Origin of the sequence: Clostridium sp., assembly GCF_050717635.1 — a bacterium.
GTDB lineage: Bacteria > Bacillota > Clostridia > Clostridiales > Clostridiaceae > Clostridium_AD.
Genome location: NZ_JBOITO010000002.1, coordinates 118,357 through 143,184, shown reverse-complemented (window position 1 = coordinate 143,184; position 24,828 = coordinate 118,357). Strand labels below are relative to the sequence as shown.

General features: G+C 34.1%; 25 protein-coding genes. 7 read left to right on the top strand and 18 right to left on the bottom strand.

Annotation, left to right across the window (positions count from 1 at the left end):
- Nucleotides 1–50 precede the first annotated feature (50 nt).
- Genes ACREWB_RS01000 through ACREWB_RS00985 form a run of 4 tightly spaced genes read left to right on the top strand, consistent with a single transcriptional unit; the run spans nucleotide 51 to nucleotide 2,726 of the window.
- Complete coding sequence (locus ACREWB_RS01000; RefSeq protein WP_431545614.1) at nucleotides 51–251, top strand: 4Fe-4S binding protein; 201 nt, start codon at nucleotides 51–53, stop codon at nucleotides 249–251.
- Nucleotides 248–1,396 (top strand): 2-oxoacid:acceptor oxidoreductase subunit alpha, encoded by a 1,149-nt coding sequence (locus tag ACREWB_RS00995; protein ID WP_431545613.1) that lies wholly within the window; start codon nucleotides 248–250, stop codon nucleotides 1,394–1,396. Before ACREWB_RS01000 ends, ACREWB_RS00995 begins: the two co-directional genes overlap by 4 nt.
- Nucleotides 1,393–2,208 carry a 2-oxoacid:ferredoxin oxidoreductase subunit beta gene (locus ACREWB_RS00990; protein ID WP_431545612.1) on the top strand — a complete coding sequence of 272 codons (816 nt, stop codon included), beginning with the start codon at nucleotides 1,393–1,395 and terminating at the stop codon, nucleotides 2,206–2,208. The genes ACREWB_RS00995 and ACREWB_RS00990 overlap by 4 nt, the downstream gene beginning before the upstream one ends.
- Nucleotides 2,208–2,726 (top strand): 2-oxoacid:acceptor oxidoreductase family protein, encoded by a 519-nt coding sequence (locus ACREWB_RS00985; protein WP_431545611.1) that lies wholly within the window; start codon nucleotides 2,208–2,210, stop codon nucleotides 2,724–2,726. The genes ACREWB_RS00990 and ACREWB_RS00985 overlap by 1 nt, the downstream gene beginning before the upstream one ends.
- 85 nt (nucleotides 2,727–2,811) lie before the next feature.
- Here the strand turns inward: ACREWB_RS00985 and ACREWB_RS00980 are convergent, their stop codons facing one another.
- The 9 genes from ACREWB_RS00980 to ACREWB_RS00940 form a co-directional block, all read right to left on the bottom strand.
- A complete protein-coding gene (locus ACREWB_RS00980; protein WP_431545610.1) occupies nucleotides 2,812–2,958 on the bottom strand; it encodes a hypothetical protein in 147 nt (48 codons plus the stop codon).
- 81 nt (nucleotides 2,959–3,039) lie between these two features.
- Nucleotides 3,040–3,795: a protein-glutamine gamma-glutamyltransferase gene (locus tag ACREWB_RS00975; protein ID WP_431545609.1), complete on the bottom strand. Its 756-nt coding sequence runs from the start codon at nucleotides 3,793–3,795 to the stop codon at nucleotides 3,040–3,042.
- Nucleotides 3,792–4,328, bottom strand: coding sequence for a hypothetical protein (locus ACREWB_RS00970; RefSeq protein ID WP_431545608.1), 537 nt, complete (start codon nucleotides 4,326–4,328; stop codon nucleotides 3,792–3,794). Before ACREWB_RS00970 ends, ACREWB_RS00975 begins: the two co-directional genes overlap by 4 nt.
- 69 nt (nucleotides 4,329–4,397) lie before the next feature.
- The gene (locus tag ACREWB_RS00965; protein WP_431545607.1) at nucleotides 4,398–5,426 is read right to left on the bottom strand and encodes a 3-deoxy-7-phosphoheptulonate synthase; all 1,029 of its coding nucleotides are present in this window, start codon (nucleotides 5,424–5,426) and stop codon (nucleotides 4,398–4,400) included.
- A gap of 20 nt (nucleotides 5,427–5,446) precedes the next feature.
- A complete protein-coding gene (locus ACREWB_RS00960; RefSeq protein ID WP_431545606.1) occupies nucleotides 5,447–6,292 on the bottom strand; it encodes a PRD domain-containing protein in 846 nt (281 codons plus the stop codon).
- Between the two features lie 147 nt (nucleotides 6,293–6,439).
- On the bottom strand, nucleotides 6,440–9,574 hold the full coding sequence (locus ACREWB_RS00955) for an SbcC/MukB-like Walker B domain-containing protein (protein ID WP_431545605.1): 3,135 nt from the start codon (nucleotides 9,572–9,574) through the stop codon (nucleotides 6,440–6,442).
- Nucleotides 9,575–9,576: 2 nt separating this feature from the next.
- Nucleotides 9,577–10,749, bottom strand: coding sequence for an exonuclease SbcCD subunit D (locus tag ACREWB_RS00950; RefSeq protein WP_431545604.1), 1,173 nt, complete (start codon nucleotides 10,747–10,749; stop codon nucleotides 9,577–9,579).
- Between the two features lie 27 nt (nucleotides 10,750–10,776).
- Nucleotides 10,777–11,397, bottom strand: a complete 621-nt coding sequence (locus tag ACREWB_RS00945) for a response regulator (RefSeq protein ID WP_431545603.1) — start codon at nucleotides 11,395–11,397, stop codon at nucleotides 10,777–10,779.
- Complete coding sequence (locus tag ACREWB_RS00940; RefSeq protein WP_431545602.1) at nucleotides 11,394–12,464, bottom strand: sensor histidine kinase; 1,071 nt, start codon at nucleotides 12,462–12,464, stop codon at nucleotides 11,394–11,396. The genes ACREWB_RS00945 and ACREWB_RS00940 overlap by 4 nt, the downstream gene beginning before the upstream one ends.
- A 147-nt stretch (nucleotides 12,465–12,611) precedes the next feature.
- Here ACREWB_RS00940 and ACREWB_RS00935 point away from each other — a divergent pair, with 147 nt between their 5' ends.
- Genes ACREWB_RS00935 through ACREWB_RS00925 form a run of 3 tightly spaced genes read left to right on the top strand, consistent with a single transcriptional unit; the run spans nucleotide 12,612 to nucleotide 15,855 of the window.
- Nucleotides 12,612–13,544, top strand: coding sequence for an ABC transporter ATP-binding protein (locus tag ACREWB_RS00935; protein ID WP_431545601.1), 933 nt, complete (start codon nucleotides 12,612–12,614; stop codon nucleotides 13,542–13,544).
- Nucleotides 13,545–13,556: 12 nt separating this feature from the next.
- On the top strand, nucleotides 13,557–14,699 hold the full coding sequence (locus tag ACREWB_RS00930; RefSeq protein ID WP_431545600.1) for an ABC transporter permease: 1,143 nt from the start codon (nucleotides 13,557–13,559) through the stop codon (nucleotides 14,697–14,699).
- Nucleotides 14,686–15,855, top strand: a complete 1,170-nt coding sequence (locus ACREWB_RS00925) for an ABC transporter permease (protein WP_431545599.1) — start codon at nucleotides 14,686–14,688, stop codon at nucleotides 15,853–15,855. Before ACREWB_RS00930 ends, ACREWB_RS00925 begins: the two co-directional genes overlap by 14 nt.
- A gap of 49 nt (nucleotides 15,856–15,904) precedes the next feature.
- Here ACREWB_RS00925 and ACREWB_RS00920 read toward each other — a convergent pair whose 3' ends face one another.
- From ACREWB_RS00920 to ACREWB_RS00880, 9 genes are all read right to left on the bottom strand, one after another.
- Nucleotides 15,905–16,528, bottom strand: coding sequence for a nucleotidyltransferase family protein (locus ACREWB_RS00920; protein ID WP_431545598.1), 624 nt, complete (start codon nucleotides 16,526–16,528; stop codon nucleotides 15,905–15,907).
- Complete coding sequence (locus tag ACREWB_RS00915; protein WP_431545597.1) at nucleotides 16,518–18,878, bottom strand: xanthine dehydrogenase family protein molybdopterin-binding subunit; 2,361 nt, start codon at nucleotides 18,876–18,878, stop codon at nucleotides 16,518–16,520. The genes ACREWB_RS00920 and ACREWB_RS00915 overlap by 11 nt, the downstream gene beginning before the upstream one ends.
- Nucleotides 18,871–19,413 (bottom strand): (2Fe-2S)-binding protein, encoded by a 543-nt coding sequence (locus tag ACREWB_RS00910; protein ID WP_431545596.1) that lies wholly within the window; start codon nucleotides 19,411–19,413, stop codon nucleotides 18,871–18,873. Before ACREWB_RS00910 ends, ACREWB_RS00915 begins: the two co-directional genes overlap by 8 nt.
- Before the next feature lies 1 nt (nucleotide 19,414).
- The gene (locus tag ACREWB_RS00905; protein ID WP_431545595.1) at nucleotides 19,415–20,269 is read right to left on the bottom strand and encodes an FAD binding domain-containing protein; all 855 of its coding nucleotides are present in this window, start codon (nucleotides 20,267–20,269) and stop codon (nucleotides 19,415–19,417) included.
- A 104-nt stretch (nucleotides 20,270–20,373) separates the two neighbouring features.
- Nucleotides 20,374–21,630: a uracil-xanthine permease family protein gene (locus ACREWB_RS00900; protein WP_431545594.1), complete on the bottom strand. Its 1,257-nt coding sequence runs from the start codon at nucleotides 21,628–21,630 to the stop codon at nucleotides 20,374–20,376.
- 165 nt (nucleotides 21,631–21,795) lie between these two features.
- Nucleotides 21,796–22,128: a Zn-ribbon domain-containing OB-fold protein gene (locus tag ACREWB_RS00895; protein ID WP_291640509.1), complete on the bottom strand. Its 333-nt coding sequence runs from the start codon at nucleotides 22,126–22,128 to the stop codon at nucleotides 21,796–21,798.
- Nucleotides 22,129–22,130: 2 nt separating this feature from the next.
- The gene (locus ACREWB_RS00890) at nucleotides 22,131–23,327 is read right to left on the bottom strand and encodes a thiolase C-terminal domain-containing protein (protein ID WP_431545593.1); all 1,197 of its coding nucleotides are present in this window, start codon (nucleotides 23,325–23,327) and stop codon (nucleotides 22,131–22,133) included.
- Nucleotides 23,324–23,998, bottom strand: coding sequence for a hypothetical protein (locus ACREWB_RS00885; RefSeq protein WP_431545592.1), 675 nt, complete (start codon nucleotides 23,996–23,998; stop codon nucleotides 23,324–23,326). Before ACREWB_RS00885 ends, ACREWB_RS00890 begins: the two co-directional genes overlap by 4 nt.
- Nucleotides 23,999–24,034: 36 nt before the next feature.
- Nucleotides 24,035–24,826: a cyclase family protein gene (locus ACREWB_RS00880; RefSeq protein ID WP_431545591.1), complete on the bottom strand. Its 792-nt coding sequence runs from the start codon at nucleotides 24,824–24,826 to the stop codon at nucleotides 24,035–24,037.
- Between the last annotated feature and the right edge of the window lie 2 nt (nucleotides 24,827–24,828).

Genomic DNA, 24,828 nt, shown 5'->3' with positions numbered 1-24,828 from the left:
TTCAGTGGGAAACATATATTAATTATACATTATCAAATAGGAGGACAATTATGGAAATTAAAATCACCTTACAAAAAGAGCGTTGTAAAGGATGTGGTATTTGTGTTGCCTTTTGCCCTAAACATATTTTAGCGTTAAATACCTTAGGAAAGGTATATGTAATTGATGAAGCCCAGTGCATAAACTGTGGACAATGTGAACTTCGATGTCCTGATTATGCAATTTACGTAGAAGAGAGGGTGAAAATATGAATGAAGCTAGATTAATGCAAGGAAATGAGGCTTGTGCAGAAGGTGCATTGGCTGCTGGGGTGAATTTTTTTGGAGGATATCCAATCACTCCTTCTACAGAAATTGCTGAAATTTTGTCCAAAGAGCTTCCTGCTATAGGCGGTACTTTTATTCAGATGGAAGATGAAATTGCTGGTATTGCAGTAGTGCTCGGTGCGGTACTAGCTGGCAGAAAGGGTCTTACGGCTACTTCAGGACCAGGTTTTTCTCTAAAACAAGAATTAATTGGTTATGGATGTATTGCTGAAATACCAATTGTAATTGTAAACGTTCAGCGTTCGGGTCCATCTACAGGCCAGCCTACTTCTCCATCACAAGGAGATGTAATGCAGGCTCGTTGGGGAACTCATGGAGATCATCCCATGATTGCACTATCTCCATGGACAGTAAGAGAATCTTTCGATGTTGCAGTACTTGCTGTAAATTATGCAGAGAGATTCCGTACCCCTGTTATTATACTACTTGATGAAGTTGTTGGTCACATGAGAGAAAGGGTTGTTCTGCCTGAAACCGCAGACATAGAAGTGTACCCAAGGCGCATGCCAACTTGCACAAAGGAAGAGGGATACAAACCATATAGCCCTATGTCTGATCTCGTACCAAACATTCCTGACTTCGGAACTGGTCATCGCATTCATGTTACCGGACTTATCCATGATGAAACTGGTTTTCCAACCTCTAGTGCAGATGTAACAGAGTATACGATTAAACGATTGCATGAAAAAATAAGCAGAGTACAAGATGAAATCACACATTATGATGAATTTTTTATGGAAGATGCGCAGTATGCGGTCTTAGCATATGGTGGCACATCTCGTACTGCTTACGAGGCAGTAGAGTTTGCTCGTCAAAAGGGAATTAAAGTTGGTATGATTCGATTAATGACAATTTGGCCCTTTGCTGATAAGGTTGTCAAAGAATTAGCGCAGAAAGTGAAAAAAATTCTTGTCCCTGAAATGAATTATGGACAACTAGTTTTAGAAGTAGAACGTGCTGCTGGTGGACAAGCAATCGTAATTTCTCTTCCTAAATACAACGCTAAAATATTTACACCCAAAGAAATATGTTCTGCAATTGAAAAACTTACAGTGGAGGTGGCAAAATGAGACCTTATGAAAAATATCTTCGCAAGGAGCACTTACCACATATGTGGTGCCCAGGTTGTGGTAATGGAATTATAATGAAAGCCATCGCTAAAGCAGCTGATAAGTTAGGTCTTGACCAAGATAATACAGTGATTGTATCTGGCATTGGTTGCTCCTCTAGGGCTTCTGGTTACATGGATTTTGATACATTACATACAGCTCATGGTAGAGCAATACCTTTTGCAACTGGTATTAAACTGGCTAATCCTAAACTTAAAGTCATTGTGATAACCGGTGATGGTGATTGTACTGCTATTGGCGGTAACCACTTTATACATGCCGCTAGAAGAAATGTTGATTTAACAGTTATCCTTTTTAACAACAACATCTATGGTATGACAGGAGGACAGGAATCTTGCCTTACACCTGTTGGTAAAAAAGCTACAACTGCTCCCTTTGGATCAGTAGATCGTCCCTTTGATCCTTGTGAACTTGCTAAAGGTGCTGGTGCTACATATATTGCCCGAGGTACTGCTTATCATGCAAAACCGCTAGTTGATCTAATCGCTGAAGGTATTTTAAATGATGGCTTTTCCTTAGTAGAAGCAATTACTCAATGCCCAATTGCTTATGGTAGGAGAAATAAAATGAGTGATCCCTCGGAAATGTTAAAATGGATGAGAGACAATGCATTAAGCCTAGAAGCTTATGAAAAAATATCAGTTGACCAAAAATGTGAAAAGTTTCCTATTGGTGTTTTATGTAGAAAAGAAGCCCCTGAATATACAGCAGAATATGCTAGAGTCATTAAAATGGCCAAGGAGGGAAAATAATGCTACAAATACGATTATGTGGTTCCGGTGGTCAAGGTGTAATTACAGCCGCCATTATCTTGGCGGAAGCCGCCATTATGGAAGGTGCTCAGGTTGTACAATCCCAGTCTTATGGTCCAGAAGCACGGGGTGGCGCTTCAAAGGCGGAAGTAATAATCTCCGAAAAGTTCATCTATCATCCTAAAGTAACTAAACCTGATATAGTTCTTGCTCTAACACAACAGGCCGCAGACAAATATTCTGCAGATCTTTGTGGTCAAGGCGTACTTATTATTGATGAAGACTTAGTACCTATATCTCCGAGTCATCCAAATGTAATCAAAGTGTCCATGACACGTTTGGCTGTAGAGGAACTTGGCAAGGATTTATTTACAAATATTATTGCTTTGGGCCTTTTTGTGAAGGTTACAGGCGTTGTTTCCCTTGAAACCATACAAAAGGCTGTTGCAAAAAGAGTTCCCAAATCAACTATTGAAAAAAACATGATGGCTTTACAGATTGGCTATGATTCAATATAAACTATAAACTTTTATCTAAAAAAGATATAACATAAGGTTGTTATATCTTTTTTATTATCAGATATATATAAATAAAAATCAAATTCTATACCTTTTTGTAAATATGAGATGATGAACTTTGTGTTCCGTAAATTGCTGGTCTCTTAGTGTTCTTTTGCTGTGAAGATTTAGCTTTTCTTTCTTCAATAATTTTTTTCATCATTTCCATGCTTTTGTTTGAATCATTTTTCATATTTTCGCCTACTTTTTTTTATTATTTAATCTTATAAATCAATAATTTATTATACCCTAAAAACAGCTGTTTGAGTAACATCTATTTATAATATATATTGGCCAAATTCTTATAATCCAAAACTGCAGCGGAATCTAACAAATAAGCAGACGTAGTTGCATTGTCTTTTCGCTGTTTATTTAATTCACTAACTATTTCATAAGCACTGCCAATACCTATCCCATGTCCATAATAAAGTTCACTTCCTAGTTCTATAATATTTTCTCCTTGCCACTGAGGAGTTACTGGATTTACATCAGGGTTAGAAATATATCTTCTATCCCCTGGTAAATAATCACTTCGCTTTTCTAAATAACCTGCTTCATAAAGTAATTTATCTATATAATGCCAGTTCATTAAATGTATTTCTGTAAATATCTCATTAAAAAGCTCCTCTTTGAAAGTATTAAGCAACGCTTCATAATATACTATTATCATTGCTGTCGCACATTCAGTACCATATTTAGAACTATTTATAGAAATATCTTTAATAGCTACACTGGGTGTTATTCCTTTTTTAAGTAGAAATCCGCCTTCTGAAGTTCGATCCCAATAATCATCATTACATATTGATTTACGGAAGATTTTAAATGACATATCACTCTTATTAATATTTACAGAGGCAATAACAATATTTTTTCTTAATGTTAACTCAAACTTTAATTCATTTAATGAATTATACTCATACTTTTCTTTGCTTACATCCATCTTTGTAATAATTTCTCTTTCAATATTATTTAGCTTATATTCATTTATATAATCATCACCTTTAACTAAATTGCTAGAAATTATGATCATATACTAGCCCCCTTATACTTTGCATCTGAATCTATTTTATATGGTATAGGGTTACTGGTTCTCTGGAAACTTTCCCCTGTAAAATATAAAAAACGATAATTCTCTATTAGCCAGTAAAAGAAAGCCATATATTTATCCTTACTATCCCTAGAGGTGGTCATATCTATAGAAGGTACAAAATCTAGAAGTTTACAAGCTAATTTAATATCACGTTCGTCATCTGAGTGTAAATAATTTGCAATTAACATTAAGCTATATGGATCTCTTGCTTCGAAAAAAGCCCAAATTAGGTCATGAGTAAAAAGAGATTCTCTGTTTCTAAAAAAAATGGTATCTACTATACTAGGTAAAATCGAATTATCCTTGTGGATTTTTATTAAAAGTGCTGCAGAAGCATCTAAAAGTTCATCATATTCATCGCTTAACTCATTTTGCCATGAGCATCTTTCGAACACCCCTTTAAGCACTGGATAATGTCCTCTATAATTAGAATGTAAGTATAGATCTTTTAAAAATTGGTCTATGTTGTTCATATTGGACCTCTTTATTAAATTATTATATTGTAATATATTCTTTTGCTAGTAAAAGAATAACTGTATTTTTTATAAATTTTCAGCAATATAATAAATTAACTTTTCAGTATTTTTCCATCCTAAACATGCATCTGTTATAGATTTCCCATAAACTCCGCCCTCTACATCTTGTTTACCTTCTACAAGGTAGCTTTCAATCATTAGTCCTTTTACCATTTTCTTTAGTAGAGAATCATATTTCCTACTCATTAATACTTCTCTGGCTATTCTTGGTTGTTCTTTATAAGACTTCATTGAGTTTGCATGACTGGTATCTATTATAATAGAAGGGTTTAAAAGCTGACGTTTTTCATATTCTTTAGCAACACGAATTAAGTCTTCATAATGGTAATTTGGTGTGTTTCTACCAGAAGCATCTACCGCACCCCTTAAAATAGCATGCGCAAGAGGATTCCCTTCTGTTTCAACTTCAAAGCCACTATATATAAAGGTATGTTCAATTTGTGCAGCCTTAATGGAATTAAGCATTACATTTAGATCTCCTCCAGTAGGATTCTTCATGCCTACCGGCATATCAATACCACTTACGGTAAATCTATGTTGCTGGTTCTCTACAGAGCGAGCTCCAACTGCATGATAACTTATTAAATCTGAAAGATATGCATAGTTTTCTGGATATAACATTTCATCAGCAGCCGGCATGTGAAATTCACTTAATGCTTTTATATGAAGTTTTCGTATAGCCGTTAACCCTGCAACTAAATCTGGCTCTTTATTTAGGTCTGGTTGATGAGCCATACCTTTATACCCTTCGCCAGTAGTTCTGGGTTTATTCGTATAAATTCTTGGTATAATAATTATAGAATCTTTTACCTTTTCTTGCACTTTTACAAGCTTTTCTATATATTCACACACTGAGTCTTCATTGTCAGCTGAACAGGGTCCTATTATAAGGATAAACTTATCATTTTCATTTTCAAACACTTTCCTTATATCACTATCTCTAGCTCTTTTAATCTCTTTAATATGATTTGACAGAGGCATTTGTTCCATAATTTCCTCTGCAGTAGGTATTTTTTTTATAAATTTCATACTCATATATATTTCCCTCACTTTGCTTATTTGATTCTTTTGAATCTCTCAATATATAAGGCCAAAAATGCAGTTTCATCCTCAACAACTTTAAGTTCTAATTCATCTTCAATAAATTTTGAAATTTTCTGAGCCAGTTCGAAAGACGAATAGTACTTACGTTTTATGGTGTGCGATAATTTATTTTGGATAATAGTATTATTAAATATCCTTTGAATTGTAAATCGAATGTGAGTAATAAGTCTAGCATAATAAACTGACTCCTTATCTATTTTAACATTTAGCTCATCTTCAATCATTTTTATCGTAGTATTTGATATAAATGCATACTTTACCGTTTTAGGTAGTCCACCGTCATGCCTTGCAGCATGTATGTGAAGGGTAATAAATCCAATTTCATCTTCTGAAAGGCAAGTTTTTGTTTTATCTTCAATTATAACAGCCGCCTTTTGGGCCAGTTCAAATTCTCTTTTAAAAAGGATTTTAATTTCATCTAAAAGTGGGTTTTCAATACTCTCACCGTTTTTAAGTTTCTTTAAAGTAAATTCTATATGATCGATGAGTGATATATGAATTCTTTCATGTAAGTTTTCATTAAGTTCATTAGATATCATGTATATTATTTCCTCACAAAGTGCAATCAGCTCTACCTCAACATTATTTACAATTTTATTAAAATTATCATAGTTAACCTTATTTTCTATTGTGTATATTTTTTCTATAGGTGCATCCTTAGATATGTTATCACCTATTTGCTTCCCAACTCCTATTCCTTTTTCATAAAGAATTTTTTGTACATTTGCTTGGTAAACCAAAACAATATTGTCATTAAACACTTTATCTATATTAAAATCAGAAGTTTCAGTTTTCATTGGTTTTACCTCCGTTTTCGTCTAAAAATTTGTGTATACAACATATTACTTATATTTATAATAACACAAAGCCAAAAATAATGTATGGTGCCACCCACGTGGCAAGTGGCATCTGGTTTTGGGTGCCACTTGCCACGTGGGTGGCACTTATATTTTAAATTCTGCCATGCTACCCTTACTGGTAGAACACACCTCAAGCCTAGCATCTATCCTTTCTTTAAGTTCTGGTACATGAGATATTATGCCTACTAATCTTCCGTCCTTTTGCAAATCCATAAGACATTCTATTGCATTATCTAGAGATTCTGGGTCTAGTGTTCCAAACCCCTCATCTATAAACATAGTATCTAATTGTATACCACCGGCGTAAGCTTGAACTACATCAGCAAGGCCTAGTGCCATAGATAATGAAGCTTTAAAACCCTCTCCACCCGATAGTGTTTTTACATCTCTAGCTTTTCCTGTATAATTATCAAATACCTCAAGTTCTAAACCTTGACCTTTTCTTTTATCACCAATTTCTTGCTTTCTTAATAGTTCAAATCTTCCTGAGGTCATTTTATTAAACCTGATGTTAGCAGCCATTATAATATCCTCAAAATATGCAGCTAGCACATATCTTTCAAAACTTATTTTCTTAGAGTTATCACCATTAATAATGTTTGATAACTTGCCTACTATTTCATACTTCTTCTCATCAATTTCTATAGCTTTACTATGCTTTTTACACTCCTCAAGAACTAAACTATTGTTACTTACTCTTGCAAATAGCTCCATTTGTTCTTTGTTTAATGATTTAAAAATAATATCTTCACTTACTAGTTTTCCTTTTAATATATCCAAATCAACTCTTAGTAATCCTTCAATTTCCTTTAATGATGCTTCATACAATTTTTTAGCGCCAGATAAATTAATATTAAACTCATTTATTTCCACATCAAAATTCTCAATTTTTTCTTCAGTTAAACTGCTAGCCTTATAATCCTCGTAACCACTAAATCCCAGTTCTAATACACTTTCTTTGAATACACTTACAGCGCTCTTATATTCTTCATCTGCATTTTCCTTCATTTCATTTGTTCTTTTATGCCTTCCCATCTCTTGGTCCAAGTTACCCTTTATTTTACTAAAAGCACTTTCTGCATCTTCATACGCTTTTTTAAGAGCCTTTTGCCTCTCACTTAAATTTATGCCAATTTGGACTAACTCACTTAAATTTTTCATTTCACCCTTAAAATCATTTTTTATACTTTCTAAAGTATTTTTTGCAGCACGTAAATTTCCATCCTCTAAAACATGTTCTTCATTCTTTAGTTCAAGTTCACTTCTTAAATTCTCATTGTTTTTTTGGGTAATATCCCTAGCTTTTATTTTTTCACTCTCTTTATTAATCATAATCTTTAAACTTTGTATTTTATTTTTAAGCTCTAATAGTATGGCAGTATTATTTATAACTAACTCATTTACCTCAACACTAATATCCATAACCTGATAATTATCCTCTTTATTTAGTAGCTCTTTAACACCAGGCGTAATAGAGTTTTCATTTATAGATTTTAAAGAAGAGTTAATAACCGTTAATTTATTTAAATTTTTATCCCTTTCATCTCTAACCTCTTCTAGAGATTCTTTACTGATTTTTACCGCCTCTTCAGTTATTTCACTGTTTTCTAATTTAGCAAGGCTTGGATGATGACTTGATCCACAAACCGGACATAACGTTCCTTCTTGTAAGTTACTTGCAAGTATTCCAGCTTGACTTTTCCTAAATGTATCTTCTAAAAATTCAAATTTTTCCTTTAGCTCTTTAAATCTCTGATCTATTTTACTAAAATTCTCTGTAGCTTTTTTATGTTTTTCATTCTCAACAATCCATAAATTAATATCACTACGAAGTTTATTAAATTTATCTTTTTTGTTGCTTTCGTTTATTTGTTTTATTTCTAAGGTTCCACTCTCCTCTTTAGCTTTTTTAATATGTTCTAACTCAATATTAATTAACTCTATTTTTTTATCATTTTGAGTACTAGTTAATCTTATCACCTTTATTCTGTCTTTTATTTCTATAACTTTTTTATCTAAAGTCTCTAGGATAACCTTGTTTATTTCGTATGCATTAACCTTATCCTTTAGTCTTTGATTTTCATCTATATCCTTAATCAACTGACTTTTTTCGTTTTCCTTGCCTTGCTCATCTTTAAACTTCTTGTCAGCTTTCTTATAACTTTCAATATATAATCCTATTTTTTTATCTATTTCTTCAATTTCCTTTTTTAATTTTTTGATTTCATTATTTTTATCATTATACTTATCTTCATACCTTTTAGCAGTTAGAGCTTTCTTACCTCTAAAAACCACAATACCTTTATTTTTAAACTCTTCAACCTGTTGATTAAGCTTGTCTAGTTCACCCTTGTTTTTTTCTAAGTTATCAAACCTCTTATTATTAGCTTCACCAAGAGTCTTTTCATAGGATATTTTATTTATAAGACTGCGGGTTTCTTCTATTTTTGCTTCTAACTTCACTTCCTTGTCCCTATCTTTTTCAATAAATTCATAAAAGCAGTTCATTATAAGTTCTATATTGTGTTTATCAGCATTTATTAGCCTAAATAATCCATCGTCTACTTCACTGCAAATAAAACTTCTTATTTTATTTGATCTATCTCTTTCAACCTGTTCAATGCTTCTTTTTAATTTATTTGCTTGGTCTTTTATGTTATTTTGGATACTTTGAAAAATTTCTGTTCCAAATATTTTTCTGAATATGTCTTCTTTTTCATCACTTTTTGCATTTAAAAGTCTCTTAAACTCTCCTTGTGGTATCATTACTAATTGTTTAAATTGCTCTGTGGTTATACCAAGAATATTTTCTACTTCTTTAGTTACTTGATTTACACCCGTTATCGTTTTATCCTTAGAAAGTTTAATCTCAGCACTAGGTTTATTTTCTACAAAACCATCGCCTCTTTGCTTAGGCTTTATATATGATGGTGTTCTTTTTACATAGTATTCCTTTTCTCTTAACGAAAACCAAAGTTCAACCTCAGTAGGCGTCTTAAGGTCTGCAAAATCACTTCTTAGTGATTTTGACTCCCTATCACAACCATTTGCCTCACCATACAGTGCAAAGTTTATAGCATCAAATATTGTTGTTTTCCCTGCTCCAGTGTTTCCTGTAATAACAAACATGTTTTTATCTTGCAAATTTTTTTCGAAATCTAACTCTTGTTTTGTTGCATAGGGTCCAAATCCATTTATTATAAGCTTACGAATTTTCATTACTATAAACCTCCTTTTTCAGCATTTTCTATGATTTTCACCATAACCTGCGTCTCCTCTTCAGAACATTTTTCACCTATTATATCCTCATAAAAGTTATCAAAAAGGCTAAGCTTAGATTTTTCTCGTACATTAACTGCTACTGTTCCTGTAGTTGATATTTTTATCCTATCTTCCCTTGTAAGTTCCATAACATTTGGATAAACAATTCTTAGCTTTGACATAGGATCTAAAATCTCTCCCTTATCTTTTAACACTACCTTTATATAGTCCTCTTTATTATCTAAACTGCTCACATCATTCTTTATTAGCTCTTTTAATTCTCCTGTAATAATTCTAAAATCTCTTCTAGGTTTAAACTCATGGAAATCTATTTTCACTTCTCCCTTTTCATCTAAATTTACAATGGTTATTCCTTTTTTTTGTTTAGTCTCTGAGAAAGAGTATTTTAGCGGTGACCCAGCATATCGCACTTTGTTTGTTCCAACCTTTTGCGGACCATGTAAATGGCCAAGGGCAGTATAATTAAAAGCATCAAAATAAGCTGCATTAATAAGTGCTGTACCTCCAATTGATAATGGCTTCTCTGAATCACTTTCTAAAAGCGGAACAGTTACCTCATCATTTTTCATATATGAAACATATCCATGTGCAATTGCAACATTTCTCTCATCTTTATTCATAATATTATCAATAGAATCTACTATCTTCTTCATAGCATCGTCATGATTTCTTATGCTTTCATCCTCAAATAAATCCCTAACTACTGGTGGGTCTGCATAAGGAATAGGATAAAAATTTACTGGACCATGTTTGTCATCAATAGTAATCTTTTGTATTTCTTTTTTTAGTGTTCCACTTATATATAAACCACTTTCTCTTAGAAGATCGGAGGCAAAATCAATTCTCTCATTACTATCATGATTTCCAGCTAGAGCTATAATAGGAGTCTTTAACTCCTTAACTATTTTACCCAATACTTTATTCAGTAATTCTATAGCTTGTACAGGTGGAACTGATCTATCGTATAAATCCCCAGCTATTAATACAACATCTGGTTTTTCCACTTTAATCTCTTCATAAAACTGATTCATTATAAATTCTTGGTCTTCCGTCATATAAAATCCATTAACAGATTTACCTATATGCCAATCCCCAGTGTGAAAAATTTTCATGATTTCATCCCTCCAAAATTTGTTTTACTACTTGTTTTTATAATAAAAAATTGCTAGTTGTGTTCGGTCACGAAGATTAAGCTTTTCCAGAATAGAACTAATATAATTCCTTATGGTACCCTCACTTAAAAATAATTTCTCAGCAATTTCTTTATTATTTAGTCCACTAGCCACTTGAACTATAATTTCAAATTCCTTATCATTTATATCAAAATCCAAGAATTTAAGTTTATTATTTTCAGTTAGGAGAGATGGAATTTTAGTTATTATTTCATCTCCAAAAACTGTTTGACCCATTTGTACTGCTTTTAGGCAAGTTACTATACTTTCAAAATTTTGCTTTAAGAGATAACCCTTAGCTCCTATATTTAAAGCTTTTATAATATATTCATCATCCAAAAATGTAGTGAGAAATAATATTTTAGCATCCTTGTGTTTTTTTAGAATTATCTCTGCTCCACTAAGACCTGTCATTGTATCCATTCGTATATCCATTAGTAAAATGTCTGGTTTTAGTGTTTCATATAGTTCTACTGCCATTTCTCCATTATAACCTAATGCAACCACCTCTATATTCGCATCTTCTTCTAATATGACTTTTAAAGATACACAAACTAATTTGTCATCATCTATAATTAAAACCCTCATTTTATAATCTCCTTTGGAATAGATATAAATATTTTAAACCCACTATCAGTATTTATATTAACATTACCGTTAAGTACGGAAACTCTATCTAGCATATTTCTAATACCAATGCCATTTTCAGTATTATAGTCCTTCACAACTCCGTTGTCCCTTATAATAAGCTGATAAAACCCAGGGTGCTCATTAAAGGATATAGTCACATTTGTGGCATTCGAATGCTTAATTATGTTAGATGTAGCTTCCTTAACTATAGATATAAATGAATATTTTACTTTCTTGCAAGGATTTTCATTAATGTCATAGTTAAGCTTTATAGGGCAAAATGTGAACTCTTTTGTAAGAGCATAGATTTGGTCGTGGAGATCTATAGAATCATCATGAAGATTATGTACACTCGTCCTGACACTATCCATACCTTGTGATATGGTATCTTTAATTGCCTCAAGGCTTTCTTTCATATTAGAATCCACATTAATAACTATTAAGGCTCCAATTTGCAAAAGGCACCGTGACAAAATATGACCTAGGTTATCGTGAATTTCTCTTGCTATCCTATTTCGCTCACTTAACGTGGCAAGATTTATTTCATAATCTTTACTAGATATTAAGCTAGCGTTTTGCTCTTCAAGTAGCGAAGATAGCTCTGATGACTTATCTCTAAAATTAATGTACTCAAATTTAAGCTTAGAGGTGGAGCAAGTACGTAGCGTTAAGAGTATAGTCAAAGCCATAAATGAACAGGTAATTAAAATACTTATATTAGCTACATATCCCATACTGCTTATAATTGGTATTAGAGCAAAGACATATATATAAATGGTTTTACTTAATATCACATCATAGAAAATTAGAGGAAGAAATATTAAGAAACTATTGAAATATACACATAGTATGCAATAAATAATAAAGGACAATCTATGAAAATAAGTACTTTCATAATAGCTATTTAGGCTACTAATGGTTAATGCTAGAATCACAGGAAAAATCCATAAGACCAGTGTTGATTCCAATAGATAGATACTTGTGCAACAGATAAAAATAACTGATTTATCTATAATCTTAAGCATTTAAGCCTCCCTTAAAGTTGTTATTATTACATTTGTCACTATAAATAATGATTATATACACTTACAAATCATACCATGAAAACGTACTATATATCTATAGACAAAGTCCATTAAAATTAATATTGGGTGAAAGGTTGGGAGTATTATATGATAGTAAAAGTTAATAATTTAGTTAAAAGATACAATGAGCTTGTAGCATTAGACCATTTAAATCTAGAAGTTAAAGAAGGTGAAATTTTTGGCCTCCTGGGACCCAACGGTTCAGGTAAAACTACAGCAATAAATTGTATTCTTTCACTGTTAAAGTACGATAAAGGTGAAATAAGTATTTTTGAAAAGCCTATGGGACCTGATGCTTATGATATTAAAAAGGATATTGGGGTTGTTATGCAAGATGTGGCTGTTTTTGAGGAACTAACAGTATACGAAAATATAGATTATTTTTGTGGACTATATATAACGGATAAACACAAGAGAAAATCACTTGTAGAGGAAGCTATAGATTTCGTTGCACTAAAGGACTTTAAAAAGTTTTATCCGAAGAAATTAAGTGGCGGATTACTCCGGAGGCTGAATATAGCTTGTGGTATAGCTCATAAACCCAGGCTCCTAATCCTTGATGAGCCAACTGTGGCAGTAGATCCTCAAAGTAGAAATAACATTCTATCCGGGATCAAAAATCTAAATAAGCAAGGAGTAACAATTATATACACCACTCATTATATGGAAGAAGTAGAGCAGCTTTGTGATCGAATAGCCATACTAGACAATGGCAAAACCGTGGCTCTCGGAACAAAAGAGGAATTAAAAGCTATGATTAAAATTGGGGAGAAAATCACCGTAGAGATATTTAATTTATCTCCCAGTATAATAGATAAAATAAGAGAATTATCCACGGTGGATAAAGCTGAATATAGAGAAAGTACTCTAGTGATTAGGTCTACAAAGGGTAAAAATAATATAGTTAAAATTATAGAATTTTTAAATGATCATAATATTGAGTTTGGAAAAATATACTCAGAATTACCAACTTTGAATGATGTTTTCTTAGAAATAACTGGCAAAGAGCTTAGGGATTAAGGGGGTATATGTGTGTTTAGTCATGTATTTATTACAAGAATAAAATGTTTATTAAGAGATAAGCAACTGGTTTTTTGGTCTTTAATGTTTCCTATAGTTTTAGCCACCTTATTTAAAGTAGCCTTTTCTAATCTTACTGCCAGTGAAGTATTTAAAACTATTGATATAGCAGTGGTAAGTAGTAATTACTATGAAAAAAACGTAGGATTTAAGGGGGCAATAGATCAGGTTTCTAAGGATGGCATAGGTAAACTTTTTAATGTGACCGTAACTGATGAAATAAATGCAGATGAGCTTCTTAAAAACAGTAAAATAGAAGGATATATATATCTAAATCCAGAATTGAATCTAGTAGTTAAGTCAGATGGATTAAATCAAACGGTTATTAAAGCTTTCTTAGATGATTACAAAGAAAGTGCAAGTACCATAGGCAATATTTTAGCTTCAAATCCAAATGCAGCGTATGCTAATTTAGTAAAAGATGCTACAACTTTTAAGCAATACACTAATGAAATTTCACCATCTAAAGGAGTTCCAAACACAACTCTAAATTATTTTTATGCACTTATTGCCATGACATGTTTATATGGAGGCTTTTCGGGCCTAAAGGAAATTACTGATATACAAGGAGATTTGTCAAAAAGAGCGGCTAGAATTAATATGGCTCCAGTTTATAAGATGAAGATGTTTATTTATAGCCTTTGCGCCGCATTTTTAATTCAATTTACTGTGATTCTCATTGTGCTTTCATATTTACATTTTGCCTTAAAAATAGATTTTGGCAATCAAATTTTTTACATTCTACTTCTCAGTTTTGTAGGTTGCGCCACAGGAATTTCCTTTGGGGCTATGATAAGTGCACTTATTAAAAAAAGTGAAGGTCTAAAAATCGGAGTATTAATAGGTACTACTATGATAGGAGTTACTTTATCAGGAATGATGTTTGCAAATATGAAATACGCTGTAGAAAAAAGCTTTCCAATATTATCATATATTAATCCAGCAGCACTTATTACCGATGGATTTTACACCTTATATTATTATAATAACCATCAAAGATTCTTTATAAATATTTCTATTCTAACTCTTTTGTCTGTAGTATTTTGTTTAACAACCTACTCCATTATAAGGAGGCAAAAATATGCAAGTATTTAAAGTTTATTTTAAAATTATCAAAGCAAATATGGGACTAATGAGCATATATTTAATAATTTTTTTAGCAATATCCGTGCTTTATTCTACCATGGCAACCACAAAAAATGAAGAGTGCTTTTCTCAAACTAAGACCAATATAGCCTTCATAAATTTGGATAAAAACACTGCATTACTTACAGGATTTAAAGAGTATTTATCAAAAAATGCAAATTTTGTTGATATTGAAAATAATGAGGAAAAATTACAAGATGCTCTATTCTTTAGAGATGTGGAGTATATTGTAACCGTGCCTGTAGATTTTACCAAAAAATTTTTACAGGGAAAACCCGTAGAACTGCAAAAGACGGTAGTTCCAAACTCTACAACTCGTATGTATATTGATATGGCAGTAAATAAATACTTCAATATGGCAAGAGTTTATGTTAATAATATCCCAGGAATAACAGAGGAAAATTTGGTAAAGGAAGTTTCTAAAGGGGCATCCACTGAGACAAGTGTTCAGATAAAATCCTTTGGAGTTAAAAAACAAAATAACGGCTTTGCTGTAGCCTCCTTTAATTACCTTGGCTATTCACTTTTTTCAGTACTAATTCTAGGCGTGAGTTCAATTTCAATGGTATTCAATGATAAAAACTTAAAGAGAAGAAACTTATGCTCGCCAATGAAAAATAGATCCTTTAATTTACAATTGATTATGGGAAACCTAGTTTTTGCTTTAGCCTCTTATGTGGTTATGGCTGGTTTTGGATTCATCCTTAATAGACAGCATATGATGTCTATTAATGGTTTACTATTATGTATTAATGCTTTAGTATTTACAATAGCTGCCTTAAGTATAAGTTTCCTTGTTGGGCTTTTAATAAAAAACAGAAATGCCCAATCTGCTATAGCAAATGTGCTAGCACTAGGGTTTTCCTTCATAAGCGGAGTATTTGTACCGCAGGAATTTTTAAGTGATAAAGCCATGGCTATAGCTAGCTTTACTCCAACCTACTGGTATGTAAAAGCCAACATTGTTATAGGTACGCTGTCAAGTTTCAGTTTTGATAATCTTTCACCGATTTTAACTTATATGCTAATAGAACTAGGTTTTGCCCTGGCTATTTTTTCAGTAGCTTTAGTAGTAAGCAAACAAAAAAGAATAACTAACAGTTAGTTTTAAAAGCTGGCGAATTACTTCACCAGCTTTTATTCATCTAAGGTGCTCACCCACATATCACTTTGAACTTTAAGTAATCCTCATGGGTGTCCATATCAGTTAATATATTTTCATCTGTAACTTCCACCTGTGTTGAAACCTCCTGATACTTTGAAAGCAAGGCTCTGAGACCTCCGCTCCCATCCCAGTTTTTAATTGCAGGGAAGAGGCGTTCTGATATTAATGGAGGATGGCCGCGGTGACCCTTGTATGTGGGATATATAATATCATAGGTTGTGCTATTATATACCCTTAAGAGCTCCTCTATAGTCTCCTTCTTTACAAATGGCATGTCAGCCGGAAGAAGAAAGAATCCATTTATAGAAGCTGGAAGTGAACTCACTCCTGCTACAACTGATGAATACATTCCCTCATGATAATTTTGGTTGTATACCCACTTTACGTCCATACAATCCAGTACAACTTTAACATCATTTGCACGGTATCCTATAACTACTGTAATATCATCCACTCCAGAGTTTCGAAATACATTAATTGTATTTTCAATAATAGTTGAATCTCCCAAAGGAAGGAGCGGTTTAAACTGCTTCATTCTCTTAGAATATCCACCTGCTAAAATAATGGCAGACAGGTTCTTAGCATAAGGATTTACCCTAATATTAATATCCAAGATTTTTTGCAATGGCTATTGCAATATTTTCAGGAGAAAGTGGTAATTTATAAAAGTTAATACCTAGTGCATCATAAAGTGCATTTCCAATAACCGATGGCACAGAAATCATAGGGTGTTCACCAATTCCTCTAGCACCAAAAGGCCCATCTGGTTGAGGATTTTCTATTAAAATAGGAACTATCTCTATTGGAATATCTTTTGCTGTGGGTATTTTATTGTCTGTAAAGGATGGATTCATAAGTCTCCCCTCCGGACTAAACTTATACCCTTCAATTATCGCAGATCCAATCCCCTGAACTATCCCTCCCACAATTTGGCCACAAACAAGTTTCCTATTAATTGCCTGCCCTATATCAAAGGCAGAGGCTATTTTAATTATTTGAATTTCACCAGTTTCAATATCAACCTCTAGTTCAATCCCATGTGCTCCAAAAGTCCAATCAAGAGCAGGTAATCCCTGTCCTGTTAAAGGATCGAGGAAATTAAGTCCATCAGCCATATATGTTCCTTTTGCTATAAGTGGTCCACCAATACCATTCCCATTTTCATAAGCATAACCAAGTGCAAGGTCCTTGTACTTTATTCTTCTCTGCTTATGTTGAATATGATAAATATATTCATCTCCATGTGCCAAGTCCTCAGTTGAAGTTCTAAGTGCCTCAGAAGCCATTTCCTTCATTTGCTTTAGCATATTTTCCGCACATCTCTTTACCGCATTGCCACCCATAAATGTATATTTTGAGGCAACAGTAGACCAGTCATAAGGATGACGATTTGTGTCATTTTCCCATACTACCTTTACTTTTTCTATTGGCATATCCAGTATTTCAGCTGCAATTTGAGCCATTATTGTGTTCGCTCCCTGACCAATATCTATAGCACCAAGCATAATGCGGATAATACCATCATCATCCATCTGCATAATTGCGGAGGTAGAAGTGTGAGGAGGCATTGCAGGCGCTTTCTGGAGGCAAGCAAGACCCTTTCCACGAAGCTTTCCTGTCTTGAAGTTTTCACTACGCTTAGCTTCTGATTGATATCCCGTCCATCCGATTTCCTTTGCCACAGCCTCTAGACATTCGTAAGGGCGCCCTGAATTTTCATTTATAAGCTCGCCACTTATTGTATGAGATCCTGGCCTTAATATATTCACCATGCGGAATTCATATGGATCCATTCCAAGTTTTTGTGCCACCATATCCATCTGGCGCTCCATAATCCAGTGTGTTTCAAGATGACCAAATCCTCTGTAAGCTGTGCTAAACACTTTATTTGTATAAAGTGTTCGAGAGTGAAGCTCAATATTAGGGATCTCGTAGGGGCCTGCACCAGAATAGGTTGCTGACTTTCCAACATTTACACCATAATCTGCATAAGCTCCACTATCCCAATCATAATAAATTTCAACAGCAGTAATTTTACCATCTTTTTTTACACCAGTCTTAACTCGTCCACGCATCCCAGCCCTTGTAGGCAGTTGATTGAATTCCTCCTCCCTTGTTGCAGTTATTTTCACAGGTCGACCTTTACAAGCACGTGATAAAACTGTTACAAGTGGTTCAAGGTGTATTCCCGCCTTGCCTCCAAATCCTCCACCTACATAGGGTACAATTACCTGTATATCAGATGTGGATATTTTAAGAGCTTTTGCAAGCAGCTTTCGTACTCCAAAGGGAGATTGAGTTGAAGTCCATATTTTAACCTTGTTTGTATAGGTATCCGCCTGAGCTATGGCAACATGGGTTTCCATAGGCACATGAGCAACTGCAGGAATCGTAAGCTCATTTTCAACAATTATGTCAGCCTCCTGAAAGCCTTTACTTATATCACCCTTTATAGTCTTGTTCCAGCTTGCAATATTGGAATCAGGCTGTGGAAAGAAAACACCTTTAACATATTCAAGCTCATTTATATCTTCATGAACAAGTATCTTACCTTCTAAGGCTTCATCTATAGTTTGTATACTAGGAAGTATATTATATTGAATTTTTATTTTGGATACTGCAAGTTCAGCTGTTTTCTCATCTACTGCAGCCACAGCAACAACAGGTTCACCTTGATACCTCACTGTACCTCTTGCAAGTATACGTTTATCAACCATATAAAGTCCAACAAGATAAGGTATATCATCACCTACAAGGATAGCTTTAACCCCAATTAAAGCATTAGCCTCACTTACATCTATAGATACAATTTCTGCTCTTGCATAAGGGGAATAGAGGCACTTAGCATACAACATTCCTGGGAATTCTAAGTCAGCTGTGTAGGTCGCCTGGCCTGTTACTTTTTCCAGTGCGCAAGCTCGGTCAGGAGATTTCCCAATATAGCGGTACTCTTTGTCACTCATTTTTCATTTCCTCCCTTTCCAGCTTTGCAGCTGATGTAATTGCTTCAATAATAGGTACATAACCAGTGCAACGGCAGAAATTGCCTGCAATAGCTTCTACTATTTCACTCTCAGTTGGATCCGTATTTCTGTTTAAAAGAGCGCGTGCTGACATTAACATACCTGGAGTGCAGAAGCCACATTGGAGAGCATCATTACCAATAAATTCCTTTTGTAGTATTGAGATTTTTCCATTTTTATTAAGTCCTTCTACTGTTATAATGTTTGCGTCCATAGCTTCCAAAGCAAGTATAATACACGAATTCACAGCACTACCATTCATTATTATTGTACACGCTCCACATTCACCTTCACCGCAGCCCTCCTTTGTACCAAAAAGATTTAACTCATTTCGTAGAAAAGTAAGTAGAGTCATGCTAGGATCAATATGAGCGCACACATATTCTCCATTTACAATGCAGTTAAGTGGCACTTTTGGAAACCCCGAATCAACATGGCTAAAGCAGTTTTTCCCATTACTATGTTTCTCGCACATATTATTTACCTCCTACTTCTAATAAATGTAGTAAAGCACGTTTTACAAGAACTCCAGATACATGAAGACGATACTGCGCTGAAGACCTCACATCAGAAATTGGCTTTATGATATTGCGCACTTCTTTTCCAGCCATAGCTGCAATTTCTGACGTTAAAAACTGTGAACTAAGGGCTTCTTCAAGTTTTGTTATCCTTATTGGTGTTGGTGCCACAGCAGTTATAGCTAGTCTTATTTTTTTATCTACTGTCATCCTAGCAGTTACACCCACTATAGCAAGGTCATGCCCCTTTATTCTTGCTTGCTTTAAAAATATGCTGGTATCGCCTTCTAAAACATCTGGAAGGGAAACACCAATAACAAGCTCATTTTTCTTAAGCACTGTCCACTTAACTCCAGTAAAGAATGAATTGATATTGACTGTTCTAGTTCCTTCTGTACTTGCAATGTGAACCACTGCATCATATACCATAAGAGGGCCTGCAAGATCTGCTCCGGGTGATGCATTACAAATATTGCCTACAAGTGTAGCACGATTTCGAAGTTGGTAAGAAGCAAGCAAATTTGATGCTTGTACCAAAGAAGGGTATTTTAAAGATATTTGTTTTGATTCTGCTACCTGATTCACTGTAACTGATGCACCGATAAATAAACCGACATTTACTTTATATTTTAGCCTGTTTGTCTCAGGTATACCCTTAATATCAATAATGTGCCTGGGCATTTCTGCATTATGACGAAGAATTATCATTAAGTCTGTGCCACCAGCCATAATTCTAGTTCCATCATTCTGCTCCAGATAGTTCAGGGCTTCTGTCAAGAGTTGAGGTTTTACATAATCAAACACACTTAACACGACTTACCTCCTTATTGTACTAACCATATGGCGTACATTAATTTTTTAATAATATCTAAATTATAAAATCCCCCCGAACTATCAGTTCGAGGGATGATAAATTCTTATTGCTTATTTCTATTTAATATTGCATTTAATATAATCCCAACTATTGCAGCAAGACTTAGTCCTGAAATCGTAACGTTTTCATTTATAGGTATTCCTAAATTAATTCCTGTATATTTTTGTAAATAAGTTGTTCCAAGGCCTAAAATTAACATTGTAGCTATTACTATTACAATCCCTGCATCATACTTTTTGATATTAGTTTTCATGTTTTTAACACCTATAAGTGCGATCATAGTAAAGAGCATCAAACTTATTCCACCCATTACTGGCACAGGAATTGACCTTAGAACTCCTCCAACTTTTGCAACAAACCCAAGGAGAATTGCAAATATGGCAGTAATCCTTAAAATTGACGGATCATAATTTTTTGTAATTGCTAAAACTCCTGTATTTTCACTATAAGTAGTATTAGCAGGTCCTCCTATAAATCCAGCAAACATTGTAGCTATACCATCTCCCAGTAGTGTACGATTTAAGCCTGGGTCCTTAATGAAATCTTTCCCAACTACTTGTCCGTTAGTGGTTATATCCCCAACATGCTCCATAAAAACAGCAAGCACAACTGGAGCAATAATTGCTATAGCGCCTAATTCAAATTTTGGGAAAGTAAATTTAGGTATTGAAACTATAGCCGATTGACTAATTATTGAGGTATCAACAAATCCTATTGCAAGGCAAACTAAGTATCCTACGACAACGCCACATAAAATTGATATTTGTTTTAAAAAACCACTACCCTTAAATGTTATTAAAAGTGCTGTACCTAGTGTTATAGCTGCAATCCATATTTTAACTTTGGCCATATCAATTGCAACTGGAATTAAATTTAATCCTATTAGTATTATCATCGGACCTATTACTTGTGGTGGCAAAATTTTCTTGATTCTATTTATACCAATTTTCTTAATGAACAAGGAAACGATTACATAAATGAAGCCAGCTACTACAATACCTCCTTGAGCATAAGTCAAATCTCCTTTGTACATTTCTTTCACTGTAATTATTACAGGAATAAATGCAAAAGAAGAACCTAAAAATACAGGCACCTTTCCCTTAGTGCATAAATGGAATATGAGAGTCCCTACCCCTGCAGCAACTAATGCCACGGATGGATCTAGCCCAGTTAGTATGGGAACCAAAACTGTAGCTCCAAACATCGCTATTAAATGTTGGATAGCTAAAATAGTTTTTCTAGACATTTTCAAGAAGCTTGATTTTTCATTTCCCTTAGTATTGTTAGGGTTATTTACCATATAATATTCTCCTTATATATTAGTATGTAAACTTTCTAATTTGAAAAGTCCCTAATTAATATATATGATTTAAATTTACTAAATATGGTTAATTATAGTTAAATATAATTAATAAATTTTATAGTTAAAGGGACAGTAAATAAATATCCCTTTAACTTTCTATCTCTAAATAAAGATGAATCCGTAATGGTCCTTTCCTATTCCTTCTTTTACAACTCCTACCGTTGACGTAAGTTTCATTCCTATTTCAGGATTTTCTACTTCAAGTTGTCCACTGACAACAAGGCCGTTTGTAAATTTAACAATTCCAAAACTCATATATGGTTTCATGTATCCCTCTGGGAGATTATATACTTTTGTATAGGTTACAAGTGTTGCCTCTCCTCCTAGTGGGACCTCTTCAAACTCTCTATTTTCACACTTTTTACATACATAATGTTTCGGATGATGAAGTTCACCACAAGCTGTACATTTATAAGCATACATTTTCTCTTCCATAATTATGATTCCTCCTTAGTGAGTATCGTTGCAACAACATTATTTCCGAAACCACCAAAGTTAACGCACAAACCAGCTTTAGCACCCTCTACTTGGCGTCCCGTTGCTTCTCCCCTTAGTTGCTTTACAATCTCTACAACCTGTGAAACCCCAGTTGCGCCAAGTGGATGACCCTTTGCTTTTAAGCCTCCCGAGGTGTTAATTGGGATTTTACCTCCAATCTTTGTTTGCCCATTTCGTGCCGCTATATGCCCTTCACCTCTCTTGAAAAATCCAACCTCTTCAGATTCAACTATCTCTAGTATTTGAAAAGCATCATGAAGCTCTGCAACGTCCATATCCTGCGCCGTAAGTCCTGCCATTTTATAGGCCATTTGTGCGGAAAGTCTAACAGCAAGTAAATCCGTAGGGACTTCTCTTTCAGCTACCGCATGGGTGTCTGTGGCTTGACCTATTCCTGCTATTTTTATTGGCTTTCTCTTAAATCTATCTGCTTTGTCCATGGCACATAATAAAACTGCTGCTGACCCGTCAGATACAGGACAACAATGATACATACGAAGTGGCTCTGCTACATATGGATTTATTATATTTGCATCCTCATCCTCTGTTATACAATAAAGATTAGGCACCACATGTATATGTGCTACTAGGTTATTCACTGCATTCTCGTGATTTTTAACTGCTACTATTGATAAATCCTTTTCTGTTATTCCATACTTATCCATACATAATTTTGTAAAGAGTCCTGCAAAAGCCGGGAGTGTTAGTCCATAGTTATATTCTGCCTCAGGGTGAAGCATTGTGGCAACAAAATCTGTACCTTCCCAGCCGCTAACAACCCTCATCATTTCTCCACCAACTACAAGCACACAGTCACACATTCCACTGGCTATAGCCATATATCCTAGTTTTATAGCAGATGCTCCTGAGGCTGGGCCATTTTCAATTGTTTCAGCCATTGCTGGTTTTAAATTCAAATAATCCACAAGTGCCGATGCAATACCGCTTTGCTTATTAAGTATCCCTGCACCCATTGTTGCTACAAAAACCTGATCAATACCATGGCCGTTACCTGTTTTTACACCAGCGTCATCTAGCGCCTCCACAGCAGCCATACTAAGTAAGTCAGTAAATGTTCCATCTGACATTTTACCGAATTTACTATGACCTACTCCTACAATACCAACTTCTCTCATCTTTTATATCCCGGAATTTGAGTATAAGTTGATGGAAGAATTGGATGGTCCGCAGTTTTAAGTAGTTCTTCTTTTACTGGACGACGACCACCTGATTTATTTGCTTTATGCTTTTCCCATAATGCTTTAGTTAAAACATAGGTTGGTACTCCCCCTAATTCGTGCCAAGTTTCTGGTCTTGATTCAAGTTCATATTCAATCATCCATCTCTTAAATCCATTTGGACTCTCAGCTACAACTAAAACTTCTTCTTGATTTAAAAAATCCAAATGATATTCCATTTTAGCAGCAAATAATTGTGCTCCTATTCTAAGTCCCTGTTTCAGTGTCATTGTATGATGAGATACTCCTACTTTATCATCAATCATACGACCATTTACTAGTCCCACGAGCACACCATCTATTGTTCCAATTAGGCAATATTCATCCTTCACTCTATACCTATAATAACCTAAAAGCTCGGCATAAATTCTAGATGCAACTATGTCGTAAAAATCTTTTTCAACAGTCATAAGAGGCTTAACTGCTTCTAAAATATGCGGAACTTCCTCTCTTGTTATTTGACGAATTACTAATTTTTCTCCGGTTGCCATGGTAATATACTTAGGCGGATAAGGCACCATTTTTGTTTCAGCTGGTCTAAGGCTTTGTTCCATTTTATCTACTATCATTATTTATCATCCTTTCAAATTTAAATTTTATAAAAACTACTCTGCATCAAAGGCTACAATACGAGATATGCAAGATTCTCCGCCTTCAAATCTCCATGGGAAACATCCTATTATTAATCTTTTGCCTAGCACCTTATCGATATCTCCACCAACGTTTTCAGCATGAATAATATTTAGTGGAAATAAATCATAATGCATTAATTGATAATCATCTTCTGGCCAAAAATCTTCAATTCCTTTGCCGTACTTAGCTCTTAAATATTTTTCTGCTCTTCTAGCTTCCTTTGGAGCCCATTCACGAATCTTTGTATTCATTGGATGGTCTGCGGAACCACAATCAACGCCTATCCATTTAAATTCCATTAGCTTACACCAATCCGAAAATTCCTTTGTAGGCCCTGGATGTCTCATCATTACTCTTTCCTCATCAGCGCCTGGCTCATCCCAACCATATTTATGATAGCCCGTATGGATAATTAAAATATCACCTTTTCTAACATCCGCTCTATCCATTATGTCTTTTGAAGTATAAATTCCATAATCCTCAGCTATATCAGATATATCAACAACAACGCCCGGTGCTACAAGTTCTTCTAATGGAATACTTGCTATATCCCGTCCGTGTGTACAAAAATGCAGTGAACCGTCAAGATGAGTACCAACATGATTTGAATGAGTTAGAACCTGCCCATTTGCACCATTGGATGAGAGTCTTTTGAAGAATTTAATTTCCAGTGGCTCATAGGTTGGCCATGCTGGTGTTAAATGACTAATTTTTTGAGTTAAATCATACATTTTTACATTTTTAAAAGCATCAATAATATTCATAA